15 protein-coding genes are annotated in these 17,395 nt (G+C 36.8%); 8 read left to right on the top strand and 7 right to left on the bottom strand.

Annotated features, from left to right (window positions below; genetic code table 11):
* Window position 1 precedes the first annotated feature (1 nt).
* The 3 genes from LZQ00_RS03815 to LZQ00_RS03805 form a co-directional block, all read right to left on the bottom strand.
* Entirely contained in the window at window positions 2-817 is an 816-nt protein-coding gene (locus LZQ00_RS03815; protein ID WP_234512072.1) for a hypothetical protein, read from the bottom strand.
* On the bottom strand, window positions 801-1,652 hold the full coding sequence (locus LZQ00_RS03810) for an ATP-binding cassette domain-containing protein (protein ID WP_234512070.1): 852 nt from the start codon (window positions 1,650-1,652) through the stop codon (window positions 801-803). The genes LZQ00_RS03815 and LZQ00_RS03810 overlap by 17 nt, the downstream gene beginning before the upstream one ends.
* A gap of 457 nt (window positions 1,653-2,109) precedes the next feature.
* Entirely contained in the window at window positions 2,110-3,294 is a 1,185-nt protein-coding gene (locus LZQ00_RS03805; RefSeq protein ID WP_234512068.1) for a thiolase family protein, read from the bottom strand.
* A 382-nt stretch (window positions 3,295-3,676) separates the two neighbouring features.
* On the opposite strand from LZQ00_RS03805, the gene LZQ00_RS03800 reads away from it, so the two are divergent.
* Together LZQ00_RS03800 and LZQ00_RS03795 are read left to right on the top strand one after the other, a co-directional pair.
* Window positions 3,677-4,867, top strand: coding sequence for an acyl-CoA dehydrogenase family protein (locus LZQ00_RS03800; RefSeq protein WP_234512067.1), 1,191 nt, complete (start codon window positions 3,677-3,679; stop codon window positions 4,865-4,867).
* A 48-nt stretch (window positions 4,868-4,915) separates the two neighbouring features.
* On the top strand, window positions 4,916-7,030 hold the full coding sequence (locus tag LZQ00_RS03795) for a 3-hydroxyacyl-CoA dehydrogenase NAD-binding domain-containing protein (RefSeq protein WP_234512065.1): 2,115 nt from the start codon (window positions 4,916-4,918) through the stop codon (window positions 7,028-7,030).
* Window positions 7,031-7,115: 85 nt separating this feature from the next.
* On the opposite strand, the gene LZQ00_RS03790 is transcribed toward LZQ00_RS03795, so the two are convergent.
* From LZQ00_RS03790 to prpB, 3 genes are all read right to left on the bottom strand, one after another.
* Window positions 7,116-8,567, bottom strand: a complete 1,452-nt coding sequence (locus tag LZQ00_RS03790; RefSeq protein ID WP_234512063.1) for a bifunctional 2-methylcitrate dehydratase/aconitate hydratase — start codon at window positions 8,565-8,567, stop codon at window positions 7,116-7,118.
* Between the two features lie 63 nt (window positions 8,568-8,630).
* Window positions 8,631-9,785, bottom strand: a complete 1,155-nt coding sequence (prpC, locus tag LZQ00_RS03785; protein WP_234512061.1) for a 2-methylcitrate synthase — start codon at window positions 9,783-9,785, stop codon at window positions 8,631-8,633.
* A complete protein-coding gene (gene prpB, locus LZQ00_RS03780; protein ID WP_234512059.1) occupies window positions 9,769-10,662 on the bottom strand; it encodes a methylisocitrate lyase in 894 nt (297 codons plus the stop codon). Before prpB ends, prpC begins: the two co-directional genes overlap by 17 nt.
* Window positions 10,663-11,356: 694 nt before the next feature.
* Between prpB and LZQ00_RS03775 the strand changes: the two genes are divergently transcribed.
* Complete coding sequence (locus LZQ00_RS03775; RefSeq protein WP_234512057.1) at window positions 11,357-11,935, top strand: porin family protein; 579 nt, start codon at window positions 11,357-11,359, stop codon at window positions 11,933-11,935.
* Window positions 11,936-12,226: 291 nt separating this feature from the next.
* Here LZQ00_RS03775 and LZQ00_RS03770 read toward each other — a convergent pair whose 3' ends face one another.
* Entirely contained in the window at window positions 12,227-12,805 is a 579-nt protein-coding gene (locus LZQ00_RS03770; RefSeq protein ID WP_234512056.1) for a hypothetical protein, read from the bottom strand.
* A gap of 1,078 nt (window positions 12,806-13,883) precedes the next feature.
* Here LZQ00_RS03770 and LZQ00_RS03765 point away from each other — a divergent pair.
* The 5 genes from LZQ00_RS03765 to LZQ00_RS03745 all read left to right on the top strand — a co-directional run bounded on the left by LZQ00_RS03765 (window position 13,884) and on the right by LZQ00_RS03745 (window position 17,301).
* Window positions 13,884-14,120, top strand: coding sequence for a helix-turn-helix domain-containing protein (locus LZQ00_RS03765; protein ID WP_234512054.1), 237 nt, complete (start codon window positions 13,884-13,886; stop codon window positions 14,118-14,120).
* 13 nt (window positions 14,121-14,133) lie between these two features.
* Entirely contained in the window at window positions 14,134-14,961 is an 828-nt protein-coding gene (locus tag LZQ00_RS03760) for a VanW family protein (protein ID WP_234512052.1), read from the top strand.
* Window positions 14,962-15,244: 283 nt separating this feature from the next.
* The gene (locus LZQ00_RS03755; protein WP_234512051.1) at window positions 15,245-15,835 is read left to right on the top strand and encodes a TetR/AcrR family transcriptional regulator; all 591 of its coding nucleotides are present in this window, start codon (window positions 15,245-15,247) and stop codon (window positions 15,833-15,835) included.
* Between the two features lie 7 nt (window positions 15,836-15,842).
* Window positions 15,843-16,070 (top strand): hypothetical protein, encoded by a 228-nt coding sequence (locus LZQ00_RS03750; protein WP_234512049.1) that lies wholly within the window; start codon window positions 15,843-15,845, stop codon window positions 16,068-16,070.
* A 1-nt stretch (window position 16,071) separates the two neighbouring features.
* A complete protein-coding gene (locus LZQ00_RS03745; RefSeq protein ID WP_234512047.1) occupies window positions 16,072-17,301 on the top strand; it encodes an MFS transporter in 1,230 nt (409 codons plus the stop codon).
* The last annotated feature ends 94 nt before the right edge of the window (window positions 17,302-17,395 follow it).

The following is a 17,395-nucleotide window of genomic DNA, read 5'->3' as shown; positions in this document are numbered from 1 at the left end:
ATTAAACCTCCTTTTCCTTTAATCTCAAAAATGCTAATCCCCAAAAAATGAATGTCAAAACAATTCCAATGATCATCATCAACTGAAAAACATGTTCTTGATTCTGAAAATAGCCATCATTTGTCACATTAATGGTGTTATCTGTTATTACTTTCATCACAGATACAAGTGTGACAACCCAAACTCCTACATATACAATCATACTAATAGCGGTTTTAATGTATTGAAAATTTTTGAATGAGATCGATCCTAGCAAAAATATCCCATTCAGGAGAAAGGGGAGAAAATAAAAATAAGCAACAAACCTCTGCCGTTCGATCTTAAAAAAGTATGTCCAATTATCAACCACAGACTGATCGCCATTGTATAATGTTTTTGTTGTAATGGAACTTCCAATACTTCTTAGATGCGATACAAAAGCATAATCGATTAGGAAGAATAACAATAAATAAGATCCTAAACTAACAATAACGGTATAAAAAATAGCGGCTAGGAATTTTTCCAAACGAGAAGCGGGAATCATCAATTCAAAAATAGCTTTTGCTTTTTGCCCTAAATCTGAAAAATAACTACTCGAAATAATAGTCACGAAAAATAAACCCAAGATTTTGAACAGCATGGGTCTGAATTCCAATACCTCAGTTCCTGCCTGAGGATTCGTCGATATTTCATTATAATATTGGCGCAGATTATCCCCATAAAAGGCTAAAAAAATTCCGCCAATGATGACTAATGCCATTAGGTAGATACGACCGATGGTAATCCATTGTCGACGAATCAATGCGAATAAACGATTAAAATTAAGCTGGTTCGACATTTTCTGTAATAGTTAAAAGGTTTGTAATCAGTTCTTTTTTCTGCAACACAGCATTAAATAAGATTTCCAGATCCAATTTAGAATCTTCGTTCATCGTATTCTTCTGTAGGGTATTATACCCTCCTAATGCAGGCTCTGCATAAAGAACATGATCGTCCAATTCTCGTACTTTCTTGAAGCAGATGCGATCTGTAATCATATAGACAGGCGCATTGAGCGCGACTCGATTGTCATCTAATAAGATGACGGCATCAATTAGGTTCTCCAAATCACGAACTTGATGTGTTGAAATAATAACACAACGTTCTTCTGAAATAGCAGAAGCCATAATTTTTCTAAATTGTACCTTAGAAGGGATGTCTAGACCATTGGTAGGTTCATCCATGATGATGATCTTGGTATTCGAAGCTAAACCAAAAGATATGATATATTTCTTCTTTTGTCCATAACTCATGTCCGCTAACTTTTGCTGAACTGGAATCTCAAATTCTTCAATCAATTCCTTGAAATAACGATGATCGAATTTAGGGTAAAATATAGCATTCGCTTTCACAAATTTCTCCGATTTCACTGCTGGCAGATAAAACTCTTCTGGAATAAAGCTTATCTCCTGTAATAAAGAGGGATCTCGCTTACACGGGTTTTGCTGTAATACCTCAATGGTGCCACTCACTGGATACACCAAGCCGGCAATATTCTTGAGTAATGTGGATTTACCTGCACCATTTTTTCCCAGCAAACCATAAATATGTCCTTCCATTAATTGTAGGTCCATATCTTTAAATAACGGTCGTGTTTTGCTGTAACTGAAATTTAGATTTTTAATGGTTATCATACTACTGTATTAATTAAATAATACACTAATATAGAGACTAAAAATAAGAAAGCAATATTTTTTTTATTTTTTTTCACAATAAGCTGCCATCATCTCTTAAAAACAATAGCAGAACAAATTATCCAAATGATTTAAAACATAACATCCTGCTCTTAAATGATAGGTTAATCCAATAAATGAGCAAAATTATGCTGTCATTCATTCTTCTTGTAGCAGATCTGTAGCAACGAAAATTAGTGTCGTATTCTTGATAAAAAAGACCATCTACCCTACAGTTGGAGATGGTCTTTTAAAATTATCCTGTGTTTTTAATGATATGCTTACGTTATCGTTCGCTTAACTTTTACTTTTATTTAAATCTTAGATCAATATTAATAAATATAATAACAAGGTATACAAATAGTTATACCTTTTACAATTACAACTTAACCAATACACTTACATCGTTTGATGATGCTTAATGATTCCATTTTTTAATAATCATGGCTGAAGCACCACCCCCTCCATTACATATTGCAGCTAAACCATATTGTCCTCCCTCTTGTCGTAGCACACTTGTCAAGGTGACCAGAATTCTAGCCCCTGAGCAGCCTAATGGATGCCCTAAAGAAACAGCACCTCCATACACATTTATTTTTTTGGGCTCAATTCCCAATATTTTTGCATTTGCTAATGCAACCACTGAAAATGCCTCATTAAACTCGAAAAAATCAATGTCAGCTAACGAAAGATTTGCCTTTTTCAGAACCTTTTCTACCGCTAGACTTGGCGTTGTCGTAAACCATTCAGGTTGTTGTTCAGCATCTGCATAAGCAACAATTTCTGCTAACGGTTGAAGACCTAGTTCCTCCACTTTTTCCGCACTCATTAATAATAGTGCTGCAGCGCCATCACTTAACGTGGAAGCATTTGCCGCTGTAATTGTTCCTTCTTTTTTAAAGGCTGGTTTCAAACCAGAAATTTTATCAAAATTTACTTGAGAGAATTCTTCATCTTGTTGAATAACTTGATCCCCTTTGCGCGTTTGTATGGTGATGGGCACAACTTCTTTTGTAAACTTACCACTTTCCCAGGCTTGACGACTACGCGTATAAGAAGAAATGGCATAGTTGTCCTGTTCTTCCCGGCTAATACTATATTTTTCAGCACATAGCTCTCCAAATACCCCCATAGCATCTTGTGAATACGCATCGCTTAATCCGTCTTTTTGAAGTCCATCTACCAAGGTTTGATTACCATATTTTGCTCCCCAACGTGCAGCAGGCACATAATAAGGGACTTGGCTCATGCTCTCCATTCCACCAGCAACTGCAACAGACGCGTCACCTAACAAAATAGCCTGAGTAGCTAAAGCAACAGCTTTCATACCACTTGCACATACCTTGTTTATTGTTGTAGCAGGAACATGATCTGGCAAACCAGCGAATTTACTCACCTGACGAGCCGGAGCTTGTCCTAAGTCTGCCTGTAAAACACAACCCATCAACAGTTCATCTACTTCTTTTCCACCTATTCCCGTTTGACTCAAAACCGCAGCAACGGCTTGTCCCCCCAATGCTGTCGCTGTTAAAGAAGATAGTCCTCCTCCAAAACTTCCAATTGCTGTACGCTGTGCAGCTACGATAAATACTTTTTTTGTCATCGTTTATTTTTTTGGTTATTAATTTTCCTAACGCAGATCTACTTTGGAATATTTTTAACATTCGTTCCGTATATTCCTGCATTTATCTCACCCTTTCAGAATAAGGTTAGAAATGCTTGTTAGGGCAATCATTCATTTATAAAAGTTCAGTCTAAAGGTACGTAAAATCGTCTGTAGTAAATCCATCTCTTCACGCACTTATTTAAATTTCACACAAAAAACACGTTTAAAGTTCAGGTAGCAATATATCGATGGATTCAAAAAGAGTTTTATAAAAATTTAACTTAAATAGCTGAAAAATCAGCTATTTAAGTTAATTTCGTATACATCTTACATGGAAAACTTCCCTGTGGAAATTATAACCAATATAACTTTATAGTATATGCAAGCAACCCAATTAACGGCTGAGCATCACGTATTTCGCGAAAGTTTAAGAGCATTCATTCGAAAAGAAATTCTTCCCCATATCGATCGTTGGGAGGAACAGGGACAAATTGATCGTTCTATTTGGAAAAAAATGGGCGATATGGGTTTTATGGGACTCAACTATCCCGAAACTTATGGCGGTCTGGACGTAGATTTCTATTATTCCATGATCTTGTGCGAGGAACTCTCCTATTGTTTTTCTGGAGGTTTCACCATAACAGCTTTAGTCATTCAGTACATGTCAGCTCCTTATTTATTAAAATATGCTTCTGAAAAACTAAAGGATCATTACCTACGTGCTGTCATTGCTGGCGATCTGATCAGTGCAGTTGCCATCACCGAACCAGGTGCAGGATCTGATGTACAACACATCAAGACTACAGCCATACGAGAAGGAGATTATTATCTAGTCAATGGTTCGAAAACCTTTATCACCAATGGTTTTTATGGCGATTTCTTCATTACAGCAGTCAAAACTGACTCAAGTAAAGGCAGCAAAGGTATCAGCCTTTTATTGATCGATCGTCATGCTGCTGGTGTTAGTGCCACTAAAATCAATAAAATGGGATGGCATGCTTCCGATACCGCAGAGATAGGTTTTGATCAAGTGAAAGTTCCGGTGTCCCATTTAATTGGTGAAGAAGGAGCTGGATTTCGGTATCTTATGGATGGCTTACAGCTGGAACGTCTAACGGCGGCGATCCATAGTCTAGCCAGTGCAGACTCTGCGCTGCACTATACATTGGAATACATCAACAAACGGGAAGCTTTTAAGAAGAAGCTTCAGGACTTTCAGGTGATTAGACATCGGGTAGCACAAATGGAAGCAGATATTGCAACCACAAAAGCTTTTATTGGATATTGTTGTGATTTACAACAACAAGGAGCATATGCGGTAAAAGAATCTTCTATCGCAAAATTGCAAGCGAGTGAATTAGCGATCCGAGTGGTTAACCAATGTTTTCAATTTTTCGGTGGTTATGCTTTTACGGAAGATTACAAAATTGCTCGTCTCTATCGAGATGTACGTGTAGGAACCATTATTGGTGGTACTTCGGAAATTATGTTAGAAATTATTGCCAAAATGACCATTGACAAAGTCAATTATCAAGCAAAGTCTGATGTTCATACGGTACCAAATACATAAGATATTGGATGCGTTTTGAATACCCAGTTTTAAGATAAAAAAATCACTATGAATTCATTAACTAATACATATTCTACTTATTTCCAAATCACACATGACAGTCAGGGAGTTGTATTCATCAGTCCAAATACACAGGACACGACTAACACAGGAAGTTTTTTAGTTCGTTTGGAACAGCTTGTTGACATGATTTCCAAACAGCTTGAACAAGCGGAGGTAAAAGGAGTAATTTTTAAAAACCCGCTTTTCGAAAAGAGCATAGATTATCGATCTCTTTTTAAAGAAGCATTCGACAAGGAAAAATTTAAACAACGTTTAACAACACTGGTGTCTAAATTCCTCGCCTTACAAAGGCAACAAAAACCGTTGGTGGGACTGCTGCATGAGGACTGTTTCAGTATACAACTTTCAAGTATGCTTTGGGCACAACATCGGGTTGCCATTAGTACGATTAAATTGGGATTTCCAGAATCTAAAAATGGCCTCTTTCCAGGATTTGGGGCAACAGTATTCGCTTCTCAATTACTCGGATTTGAAAAGGCACTTCCATTCTTAACTCAAGGAAATATCCTGTTAGCAACAGCAGCGTCTGGATTGATTGATCAGATAGCGGTTGATTTTGATGATGCGCTTTTTAAAGCGAAAGAATGGATACAACAACAATCTCCTGTTGCAATAAAGCAACAGCACATCGATTTTGATGAAAATGTATGGAAAACCCTTTCAGAACCTATAAAAAAACGTACCCATCAATTAATCCCAGGTATCAATGCTTGTCTGGAGACTATTTATGATAGCTTTACCTTACCCAAAGAAGAGGCATTAATACAGGAAACTGAACGATATACAGAGGTCTTGAACAGTACTGAAGCTTTAAGCATGGTGCGAACACAATACTTTGGTATCCAAGAAGCTCTTCATTCCTCTGGTCCACAAGAGCAAACAAATTACAACTTGCGTAGGTTAGCCGTATTGGGAGCAGGCATGATGGGGTCTGGTATTGCCTTTGAAGCAGCACGTGCTGGTATTGATGTCGTCCTGAAAGATGTTAGTTTAAAACAGGCCGAACATGGAAAGGCTTACGCTGAAAATGTAACTTCTAAATTGGTGCAACAAGGGCGAATGGATGAACAAAAAAGACAAAAACTCCTCTCCCATATTCATCCTACTGAAAAGATGACCGACTTGAAAGAGGTCGACTTGATCATTGAAGCCGTTTTTGAAGATAAAGAACTAAAAGCTGCTGTAAGTACAGAAAGTTTACCTTATCTCTATAATAATGGCTTTTTTGCTTCCAACACCACCTCTCTACCGATCACAGAGCTGGCACGAGTAACCACAAAACCAGCGGACTTCATTGGTATGCATTTCTTTTCTCCTGTAGATCGTATGGCATTAGTAGAGATCATTTGTGGTCAGCATAGTAGTGCGGAAACTTTGGCGAAAGCCTTAAAAGTAACCCGACAACTCGGTAAAATTCCAATCGTCGTTCACGATGGACCAGCCTTCTTTACTTCACGTATCTTTTTTAATTACTTACTGGAAGCGATCACCATGCTGTTAGAGGGTATTCCAGCGACAACTATTGATGAACAAGCTCGTCAAGCAGGATTTGCTGTAGGCCCTCTGGCTGTACTGGATGAAATTTCCTTGCAGCTCATGTTAAATGTCTATGATCAATTACCCCAGTTACATAATAGTCAGCAACGTTGCTATCATTACTTAGAGAAGCTTGTAAAAGAGGGTCGAAATGGTCGAAAATCTAATAAAGGGTTTTATGATTACGATCAGGATAGCGGGAAGAAAACCATTTGGCAAGATCCTTCATTACCTAGACCATCTGTATTACCAGAAAATAAGATTATACAAAGTCGACTTTTGCATGTCATGGCTTTGGACAGTTACCGCTGTTTGGAAGAAGGTGTACTCGACCGCCCTATTGATGGCGATATTGGCTCAACCTTAGGCGTTGGTTATGCAGCACAAACTGGGGGAGTATTTGGTCATATAGATCAAACTGGTCTTCAGAATTTCGTAACTGCATGTCAATCCTTTAGCAATTTAGGTGAACAATGGGAAGTTCCTATATCCTTAAAGCAACTTGCTGAAAAGAATTTCAGTTTCTACTCAGGATTTGAGATGAATTGGCCAATCAAATCCTAACAGATATATACTAAAAAAACTGCTGTCCGTTTGCAATGAATGCTATTGGACAGCAGTTTTTTTGTTCTATTGATCTTTCTTTCGTTTATTTGACCATCAAATCGACCAATTGATTGACGTCCTGTGCAATAAACGTATCAAAATCCAATGTCGCACTCAAGATTTCCTTTTGTTGTTTTTCTTCAAATATTCGCGCAAGATTAATTCTATATTTTTCGATTAATTTCGGAATACCTTCTTCTCTTCGACGTGGGTGACCTATTGGATACTCTACGAGTACCTCTGATAAAACTGTCCCATCGATTAGTTCGACAGTTAAAGCATTGGCAATTGCTCGCTTCTCAGGATCGTGATAATCTGTTGTAAATTGTGTATCTTCTACACAGTTCATTTTTTCACGTAATATATCAATCTGGCTATCTTCGGCAACATGGTTTTCATAATCTTCCGCGGTCAACCTACCAAAGATCAAAGGCACAGCAATCATATACTGTATGCAATGGTCACGATCGGCTGGATTGTGCAGAGGTCCTTTTTTATCAATAATTCGTATAGCGGCTTCGTGCGTACGGATAGTAATACGAGCAATATCCGCTGCAGTCTTACCAATTTCCTTCAGTTGTTCATGTAATTGCATCGCTGCTTCTACTGCTGTTTGTGAATGAAATTCTGCTGGGAAAGAAATCTTAAACAGCACATTTTCCATCACATAGGAACCATAAGGACGTTGAAATTTAAATGCTTGACTTTTAAAAGATACATCATAAAATCCCCATACAGGAGCTGATAGTACAGAAGGATAGCCCATTTCACCTGTTTTGGCAATTAAAGCCAGACGCACAGCACGCGAGGTTGCATCTCCAGCAGCCCATGATTTACGACTACCTGTATTGGGAGCATGACGATACGTTCGGAGTGATTGTCCATCAACAAAGGCTAAGGAAACCGCGTTAATCAGTTCATCCCTACTTAACCCAAGCAGTTTACCGACTACGGCTGTAGATGCTATCTTGACCAAAAGAACATGATCCAAGCCAACTTTGTTGAACGAATTTTCCAAAGCCAGTACGCCTTGGATTTCATGTGCCATGATCATGGCTTCTAGCACTTCTTTTGTTTTCAATGGTTTTTCGCCATTTGCGATACGTGTTCGGCTCAACCAATCGGCTGTCGCCAATATTCCACCTAAATTATCGGAAGGATGTCCCCACTCGGCAGCTAACCAAGTATCATTAAAATCCAACCAACGAATAATCGCACCGATATTAAATGCAGCTTGTATTGGATCCAATTGGTAGGATGTTCCAGGTACTTTAGCACCATTTGGAACAATCGTTCCCGGAACAACAGGCCCTAATAGTTTGGTACAAGCCGGATAAGTCAACGCTTCGAAACCACATCCAAGTGTATCTAAAAAGCAGTAAAATGCCGTCCTCCAAGCGACTTTACTATCGATTTTGTAATTTTGTACATAATCAACAATATCCGTCAGTACCTGATCGGGTTGCGGTCTTTCATTCGAAATTATTGAAGCCATTTTCGTTTAAAAAGCTATAGTTTAATATTAAATAGATGATTTATATTTTCTTTTCAGTATCGCCTATCGTTCAGAGATAGGTACAAAAGGACGGTTCTCAGGTCCAATGTAATTCGCACTTGGACGAATAATCTTTCCATCCTGACGTTGTTCAAATACATGGGCAGACCAACCTGTTATCCGTGAAAGAACAAACAGGGGGGTAAACATTTCTGTTGGAATGCCCATTAAATGATAAGAAACTGCAGAATACCAATCCAGATTAGGAAACATTTTCTTTTCTTCCCACATCACGGACTCTAAACGTTCAGCAATCAGGTACAAAGTCATATCGCCAGCCTCTTCTGAAAGCTCTTTAGCGATACGCTTAATGACCTGATTACGTGGATCTGAAATGGTATAAACGGGATGTCCAAATCCAATAATGACTTCTTTATTAGCCAATCGTTGTCGAATATCAGCTTCTGCTTCATCTGCATTGGCATAACGGCTCTGTATTTCAAAAGCCACCTCATTAGCCCCCCCATGCTTAGGTCCACGCAAAGCACCTATTGCTCCTGCAATACAGGAGTAAATATCAGATCCTGTGCCTGCAATTACCCGTGCTGTAAACGTCGAGGCATTAAATTCATGTTCCGCATATAGGTTAAGCGATACTTGCATCGCTCGTACCCAAGATGCTGGTGCTGCTGTACCATGTAAAAGATGTAGGAAATGTGCACCTAATGTACCATCAGTTGTTTCAACAGCTATCTCACGTCCATTTTGACTAAAATGATACCAGTATAATAGTGCTGAAGCCATGGAAGCCATCAATCGATTCGCAATATCTCTTGCTCCTGAAAGCGGATGACTTTCCTTTTCGGGTTGAATACTGCCAAATACCGATACATACGTACGAAGCACATCCATTGCATGTGCTGTAGTTGGCAACTGTTTTAAGACTTTTTGTATGGCAGTAGGCAAACCCCTTTGACTGATCAACTGTCCTTGATAAGTAGTCAATTGTGATTTGGTTGGTAAAACACCGTAGATCAATAAATAAGCGACTTCTTCAAAACTAGCTTGTTCAGCCAGATCTAAAATGTCATAACCTCGATAATGGAGGTCATTTCCACTTTTACCTACTGTACTTAACGCCGTATTGCCAGCTGGAACGCCAGATAGCGCTACACTTTTTTTTGGTTTAAAACCCATTTCATTAGTTTCTGTCATCATGCTTAGTATTGAACAATTGATCTAATCGATTTTCATATGCGTAATAATCAATGCTGCGATACAGTTCTTCACGTGTTTGCATTTCTGCAATCACAGCAGCTTGTGTACCTTCTTTTCGAATGTGATTGTAGACATTTTCAGCAGCTTTATTCGCCGCTCTGAAGGCAGAAAGCGGATATAAAACAATCGAAACATCTGCCTGACTTAATTCTTCAACAGTATAGAGCGGTGTCTGTCCAAATTCCGTAATATTTGCTAAAATGGGTAGACCTGTTGCGGCACTGAAACTTTTATATTGATCGAGATCATGTACAGCCTCTGCAAAGATGAAATCTGCGCCCGCTTCTTTATAAGCAATAGCTCTTTCCAATGCCTGTTCCAATCCTTCTGAAGCCAATGCATCTGTACGGGCGCCGATAACAAAATGAGCATCTGTACGGGCATCTACTGCTGCCTTAATCCGATCGACCATTTCCAATCGAGACACAAGTTCCTTTCCAGGACGATGACCGCAACGCTTTGCCCCTACCTGATCTTCGATATGCACAGCAGCGGCACCAGCTTTGATTAAAGATTGAATTGTTCGCGCAACGTTAAATGCTGATGGGCCAAATCCTGTATCAATATCGACCAACAAAGGAAGATTACATACATTTGTGATCCTATCGACATCAATCAATACATCTTGAAGGGTTGTAATACCGAGATCTGGGATTCCTAAAGAACCTGCAGCTACCCCTCCTCCGGATAAATAAATTGCCTGAAAGCCTGCCTGCTGAGCCAATAATGCATGATTGGCATGAATGGCACCAACCACTTGTAACGGTTTTTCATTTTTAATTGCTTCTCTGAAAAGAAGCCCTGCGGTTTTTATCATATAATTGGTTATTGAAAATAAGCTGAAAAATTCAGATTATCTAAAAAAGCTTCCCGCCGAAACTAATCATGTACGAAGTCAAATTCATAACATACACGGATAATCATTCGCCTTCACTAAAGGTAAGAAAAAGAATTTATCGATGAGCCACTTTTTATTAGAAAATAGATCTCATCGAGCTATAATTGCATAGATTACAAAATGATCTGCAACAATGTCAAATAGTGGGGTTATCAGCATTCTGCTATTCTTTCAGCATCATATGAAAAACAACTTCATGCGTATGAATAATAAGATTATACTTAGAAACTGATGGAGATAATAGCTCACATGATAGATGACCAACTTTTAATATTCGCTAGATAATAGACGCATCTTAAACGGATATTGATCGCTTGTATCCTAAGCTTATGCGTCCAGTATCCGAACAAATAGCGTCGAATAACAAGAGTTGGTTAAAAATCTATTCAAATTCACTTCAATATTTTTCGAATTTTAGTCTGTAAAAATTAACATATAGATCGCTCTATCTTATTCAATTAAGAGCGGAAAACCAACATTAAAAACATAGAGATAAACAACTGACTTATAGATTTATAACGAGATGATTTTAAAAAATTAAAACTTTATTTGCTCAAGCATGTTCTTATAACAAGTACGAAACATTAATATTTAGCAAAAAAACTTAATAGATATGAAAAAACTAGCACTAATACTTTCGATAATTGGTGGAATGACTGTAAGTGCACAGGCACAAAAAATAGAAACTATTCCACAAACTACAGCAGATGTTGGTACAGCTCCAATACAAAAAGGAAACTGGATGGTCGGTGGTTCTATAGGAAACATTGGTTATAGTTTTGAAGGAAAGGCTTTTAATATTCAATTACAACCAAGAGCAGGTTATTTTGTTTCTGATGGCATTGCTGTTGGAGCGCAAGCGAATTTAGGTTTAACGGCTATAAAAGGGGAAGATAATGAGTGGAATTATGGCATTGCGCCTTTTGTTCGGTATTATTTTCCTGAAGGCGGCACATCATCTGGTCGATTTTTCGCGCAAGGAGATATCGGGATTGCAGGTAGTTCTGTTGGAAAAGGTGCATCCTTAGCTCTGGGTGCGAATGTAGGATATGCACATTTTATTACCAGAACAGTAGCATTAGAAGCCACATTAGGGTATAACTATACGAAAGCGAATGTGAATTTAGGTGATAAACAAACAGGATTAGGTGTTGGGTTAGGATTCCAAATTTATTTACCAGGCCAGAGATAGTATATACTATATCCATATTCAAAAAAAGCGTATGCTAAAAAGCATACGCTTTTTTTGAATAATTTTCAACGAACAGTTCCTATCAAATTAAAAAAAATCCGATGCATCCAAACCGCTATTCCAAAATCCTTTGTTCATTTGTGCACATAACGCAAATGATGAATTGATGCGAACTCATCATCAATTAGAATGCTGAAAAACGAGCCTAATACCTGTCATATTGCATCCTTTGATTCCAAGATTATCTATTTAATAGCCCACACAAATCTCTGTATCGTATTGACAAAAAACTTATGGATAAATAACTTCTCTTGGTCGGATAGTCATGACCGTTTGTTCATGCCAGCTTGTTGCTTCAGGATATCCCATTTTTTCATTAAAATAGATATCTGATACGACTTGTTCTTTTTCAATCTTTACTTCTAATTGAAACGTAGCATCTAAATCATTCAAAATTCGTTGTTGATATTCTTCGCGTTCTGTATCTGCGGGCAACGTAATTTCATAACAGTACAGATGTTGTTTTTTCCATAATGTTACATCACCGCACTCTTGACCATAAATATATTGACAACGATTGCCATTATATACTAGAATTCGAGAAGTTGGGAAAGTTGCAGATAAGCTATGTGCAAATAAGTAAAATTCATAGATAGCCATATTGACTAAAGAAATCCGTATAATGTCAGTTTTTTCATCTCTTACAACACAACTATAAGAATCTAATTCTTCTAATGGAGGTGTAAACATAGCATAATATCGTCCCTGTGGCCTTACTTTCAAAATACTTTTGAGAGGTTGTTCTCGATTCTGATATTGAGATTCTTTCATTTGACGAATTTTAAAGCGCTCTAACAATAGTGTCTTCATTTTATTAGTTTTATAATTGGATATATTCTTATTTTAAAACTTATTCTTGTTGTGTGGATTTTGTCAATAAGTAGTTTAGTATCATGAGGTAAAAAATCACAAATACCGATATAATTTTTAATCAATCTTGAAATCATTCAACTGATTTTAACCTGTTATATAGGTCATTTATCCTATTGACATGCAAGATCTTATGAGACTGCATGTACATACTTCGCTATGTTTAGGCAGGATAGATTACCTATAAATTTCAAGTTGATACAATCTCCATGGACCAAACAGTTAAACCTAATTGAATCATCAATAAGATCGTGTACATGTTACAATACAAACTCAATGAACATCTTTCGTGACAACGAAATAGAAAAAAAAACCGACCTCCTTCATTCCTATCAAACAAGTGTGAAAAATCAAGAACGCTTTCATTTGCTTACTAGGAAAAGATATACTACATTTATTGTGTCAAGAATAAAATAGTATCTGATTTCCCTTTTAGCAGAGGATGAAAGAAAAGCAGGTCGGTAAAAACAAATAGTATAACCTGGATCCTTACCCTATATAGGTTAAGGAATTATGACATGAACGCTTCACCATGCATAATTAGGCTAAAAAATTTATTGTTTTTTCATGAGCAAAGTTATTCTCGACAACAATTAATGTTCTTTATAAATAGTGCATGTGAAAACTTGCGACTTTGACTTTGGATCTCGTTGTGTAATTTACAATTCGTGTTTGTTTTCGTTCTCATAGTTTAAAATTGGTTTGTGAACAAGTTTACATTCAACCTATCGTTTCTGTGACTTACAATAACACATAGCTGTAAAACAGTATTGCTTAAATATGTCTAAAAATTAATCGAGCATACCTAAGTGTCAAATTTAATCTGTCCAATAGCGATGAGTTTAAATTGCTTATCCTAAGAGGCGGAAGCTCGTTCAACTCATTATTTATTTCATAGATGATGTTTTTCATATGGTCTTCAATCTATGATCGATGACCAATGAAAACACTTAGTAAATGCTAAGCTAAGCAAATATATAAACTTAGTATATACTAAGCAAATATTTTATAAAATAGTATGCCTAAAACACTTATAGAATTTGAAATAGTTAATCTTGTACGTAAGAAAAGAAAAGGTTTAAAAATGAGTCAAGCGAAAATTGCAGCTCTCTTTGATGTATCTGCAGGTTATATCGGTCAAATTGAAATGGAGAATTCTTCCAGTATGTACTCTTACGAACAGCTCAATATGCTTGCCCTATTCTTTAACTGCAGTCCAAAAGAATTCATGCCAGAGAAGGCTCTTGAATCATGATAAGCACAAGATCTTGAAAAAGCGAAAATTATTAAGTCAACGCCACCCTATTTTTTATTTTTTAGCCGTATGGATGAGGCGAACAATGCGTATGGTCACTTGGTACGTGGATCGTAAACATTATGCAACGCATCGAAGTGTTGAAAAAATACCGTTCCGTATTAAAAAACATCAATCTGTTTTATTAAAAAAACTTGGTGAAAATAATATGGAATTACAAATCAATAAGGTAACGAATCTGAAGATTGCTGCAAAAAAAATTGATGGTATATTGATCCGACCTGGCGAAACGTTCTCTTTTTGTAAAACGGTGGGACGTCCTAGCAAATCGAAGGGATATTTGCCAGGTATGGAGTTATCATTTGGTGAAGCCCGAGCGGGCATTGGTGGAGGAATTTGTCAGATTTCCAATCTTATTCATTGGTTGGTTATCCATAGTCCACTTACTGTCACAGAGCGTTACCATCATTCATTTGATCCTTTTCCTGATGATGGTCGCGTTTTACCATTTGGAAGCGGTGCAACCGTATTTTATAATTATCGAGATTATCAATTTACAAATACAACGGCACATACTTTTCAAATCAACCTTTGGTTTTCCGAGAAATGTCTGGAAGGAGAACTTCGAGTAGATACGGAGTTAGCTTATGGTTATCATGTGTTTGAAAAAGAGCATCAATTTTTAAAAATTGATGGACAATTCTATCGTAAAAATGAAATCTGGAGAGAAAAATTTTTAAAATTCAAATCAGGACAAGTCATTGAAACAACTTTGATTACCAAAAATTTCGCTCGTGTCACGTATACGCCTGAACAGTACAGCGAGTCCAATCTTAAATAGCGTTTTTTTTTGATCAATAATAGGTGATTCTTCCTTGAGTTTTCAGCTATAGGCTTTCTCTCTCCTAACTTATCCAGGTGTTCATAATAATTCCGTATTGTAACGATTATTAATATAAATTCTAAGCAAAATATGTTTCAAAACTGAACTAATTTTTAAATCAATACAAAATGTTTGCTTACACAGGACATCAATTTCATATGAATATGTCGTTCCTTAAAAAAATGAAAGTTTTTTTACAAAGAATAATATAAATGAATGAACATTCATTTATATTTGCATCATGAGATTGAGAAATGAAGATAAAGTATTACTTGTCAAGTTAAAAGCAATTGAAACAATTGCAAAATATGGTTTCGACGGTTTCAGCATGAATAAATTAGCGAAAGCATGCCATATTTCTGTCGCTACCTTATACATCTATTTTAAAGATAGAGATGATTTGATTGTCAGTATTGCAAAAGAAGAAATAGAAAAAATGAGCAGTTCCTTTACAAAAGACTTTGTTTCATCTGCAGATTTCGAATCGGGAATGCGCATTCAATGGCGGAATCGGAGAGATTACGTATTAGCAAACCCATATGGTTATCAGTTCCTAGAACAATTAAGAGGTTCTACTTATAAACTGGAGATTTTAAAACCGATGTTAGCCAATTTCAAAAAAGCGATGGAGACTTTCTTTAAGGGTTGTATTGAAAGGGGTGAAATCAATGCGATAGCTATGGAAGCATTTTGGTCTGTAGCTTATGCACCACTTTATTCGTTACTTCGTTTTGATCGGGATGGAAAAAGCATAGATGGGAAAAATTTTAAATTATCAGAAGAAGTTTTCTGGCAGACATTTGACTCGGTTATGAAAGCATTAAAAAAATAAACTTATCATGGGAAACTTTAATCATATACTCATATTTAAAACGAACATTGCAACTCCCCAATGTAAAGACAAGTTACAACCAGTTTTAGACCAACACGAAGAAATTTCATTATGGACGATTGATCAGGACGACTGTGATTGTGTGTTAAGAATCGAATCGAATACGTTGAGTCATCAGCAAATCAATACATTAATCAATCAACATGGCTACGACTGCTGTGAATTAACCTATTAAGATGGAACAGGAAAATGCCTCATTTACAGGCTATCAGAAATTAGTGATATTTCTATTGGCGATTACACAGTTTACCGTAATTTTAGATTTTATGGTCATGTCTCCTATGGGTGACATTTTAATGAAATCGTTAAGTATTGAACCGAAACAATTCGGTTTTGCCGTATCCGCATACGCTTTTAGTGCAGGGATATCGGGATTATTGACCGCTGGTTTTGCGGATAAATTTGACAGGAAAAAATTGCTGTTATTCTTTTATATTGGTTTTATAGTGGGCACTATTTTTTGTGGTTTGGCACAAAGTTATGTCGCATTAATAACCGCACGTATCATTACAGGGTTATTTGGAGGGGTGATCGGCTCCATTTCTATGGCTATTATTTCGGATTTATTTAGCTTAAAGAAAAGAGGTCGTGTTATGGGATTTGTGCAGATGGCATTTGGGGCAAGTCAGGTTTTAGGAGTTCCTATTGGACTTTATATTGCTAATGTTTGGGATTGGGAGGCTCCTTTTCTAATGGTAGCAGGTCTAGCCGTTATAATAGCGATTATCATTACATTAAAAATGAGACCTGTAGCGGACCATTTGAAGATTCAGACAGATAAATCCTCCATTTTACATCTATGGCATACCTTATCCAAATCAGAATACAGGATTGGATTTGCAACTACCGCGTTACTCTCTATCGGTGGTTTTATGATGATGCCATTTGGTAGTGTATTTGCCGTCAATAATCTAAAGATCACGCAAGAACAATTACCAATTTTATTTATGATCTCTGGATTAAGTACACTGATTATCTTACCATTAATCGGGAAATTAAGTGACCGAGTAAGTAAATTTAAAATATTTCTGTTCTCTTCAATTTGGCTTATGACCATCTGTGTGGTATATACAAATCTGGGACAAACGGCCTTTTGGTTGGTGGTGATTTTTAATATCTTCATGATGATCGGAATTGTTAGCCGCATGGTTCCTTCTTCAGCACTGACAAGTGCAATACCGAATATGGAGGATAGAGGAGCTTTTATGAGCATCAATTCTTCACTACAACAAATCGCTGGAGGTATCGCTGCATCTGTAGCGGGTTTTATTGTTGTTCAGAAAACAAAATTCAGTCCTTTAGAACATTATGACAGAGTTGCTTATGTCATTGTTGTGATCTCTATTCTCAGTCTTTTTTTAATGTACCATGTGGATCGGTATGTTACTAAAAAGACAGCGGCATAAAAATAGTAAATTTCAATACCTAATATTGTTTTAAAAAATATAGCTATTATACAAAAAAGGCATCCAATGGATGCCTTTTTTGTATAATAGATGT

The sequence above is a fragment of the Sphingobacterium sp. SRCM116780 genome (assembly GCF_021442025.1).
Taxonomy (GTDB): domain Bacteria; phylum Bacteroidota; class Bacteroidia; order Sphingobacteriales; family Sphingobacteriaceae; genus Sphingobacterium.
Note: the sequence above shows the minus strand (reverse complement) of the source record. Positions and strands in the feature narration are given on the sequence as shown.

What these genes read in the sequence shown, in the direction of transcription:
- LZQ00_RS03770 (WP_234512056.1), bottom strand. Translation starts at nt 12,805, where the DNA reads ATGAAGACACTATTGTTAGAGCGCTTTAAAATTCGTCAAATGAAAGAA.
- LZQ00_RS03750 (WP_234512049.1), top strand. Translation starts at nt 15,843, where the DNA reads ATGGGAAACTTTAATCATATACTCATATTTAAAACGAACATTGCAACT.
- LZQ00_RS03775 (WP_234512057.1), top strand. Translation starts at nt 11,357, where the DNA reads ATGAAAAAACTAGCACTAATACTTTCGATAATTGGTGGAATGACTGTA.
- LZQ00_RS03795 (WP_234512065.1), top strand. Translation starts at nt 4,916, where the DNA reads ATGAATTCATTAACTAATACATATTCTACTTATTTCCAAATCACACAT.
- LZQ00_RS03790 (WP_234512063.1), bottom strand. Translation starts at nt 8,567, where the DNA reads ATGGCTTCAATAATTTCGAATGAAAGACCGCAACCCGATCAGGTACTG.
- LZQ00_RS03810 (WP_234512070.1), bottom strand. Translation starts at nt 1,652, where the DNA reads ATGATAACCATTAAAAATCTAAATTTCAGTTACAGCAAAACACGACCG.
- LZQ00_RS03805 (WP_234512068.1), bottom strand. Translation starts at nt 3,294, where the DNA reads ATGACAAAAAAAGTATTTATCGTAGCTGCACAGCGTACAGCAATTGGA.
- LZQ00_RS03745 (WP_234512047.1), top strand. Translation starts at nt 16,072, where the DNA reads ATGGAACAGGAAAATGCCTCATTTACAGGCTATCAGAAATTAGTGATA.
- LZQ00_RS03815 (WP_234512072.1), bottom strand. Translation starts at nt 817, where the DNA reads ATGTCGAACCAGCTTAATTTTAATCGTTTATTCGCATTGATTCGTCGA.
- LZQ00_RS03800 (WP_234512067.1), top strand. Translation starts at nt 3,677, where the DNA reads ATGCAAGCAACCCAATTAACGGCTGAGCATCACGTATTTCGCGAAAGT.
- prpB (WP_234512059.1), bottom strand. Translation starts at nt 10,662, where the DNA reads ATGATAAAAACCGCAGGGCTTCTTTTCAGAGAAGCAATTAAAAATGAA.
- LZQ00_RS03765 (WP_234512054.1), top strand. Translation starts at nt 13,884, where the DNA reads ATGCCTAAAACACTTATAGAATTTGAAATAGTTAATCTTGTACGTAAG.
- LZQ00_RS03755 (WP_234512051.1), top strand. Translation starts at nt 15,245, where the DNA reads ATGAGATTGAGAAATGAAGATAAAGTATTACTTGTCAAGTTAAAAGCA.
- prpC (WP_234512061.1), bottom strand. Translation starts at nt 9,785, where the DNA reads ATGATGACAGAAACTAATGAAATGGGTTTTAAACCAAAAAAAAGTGTA.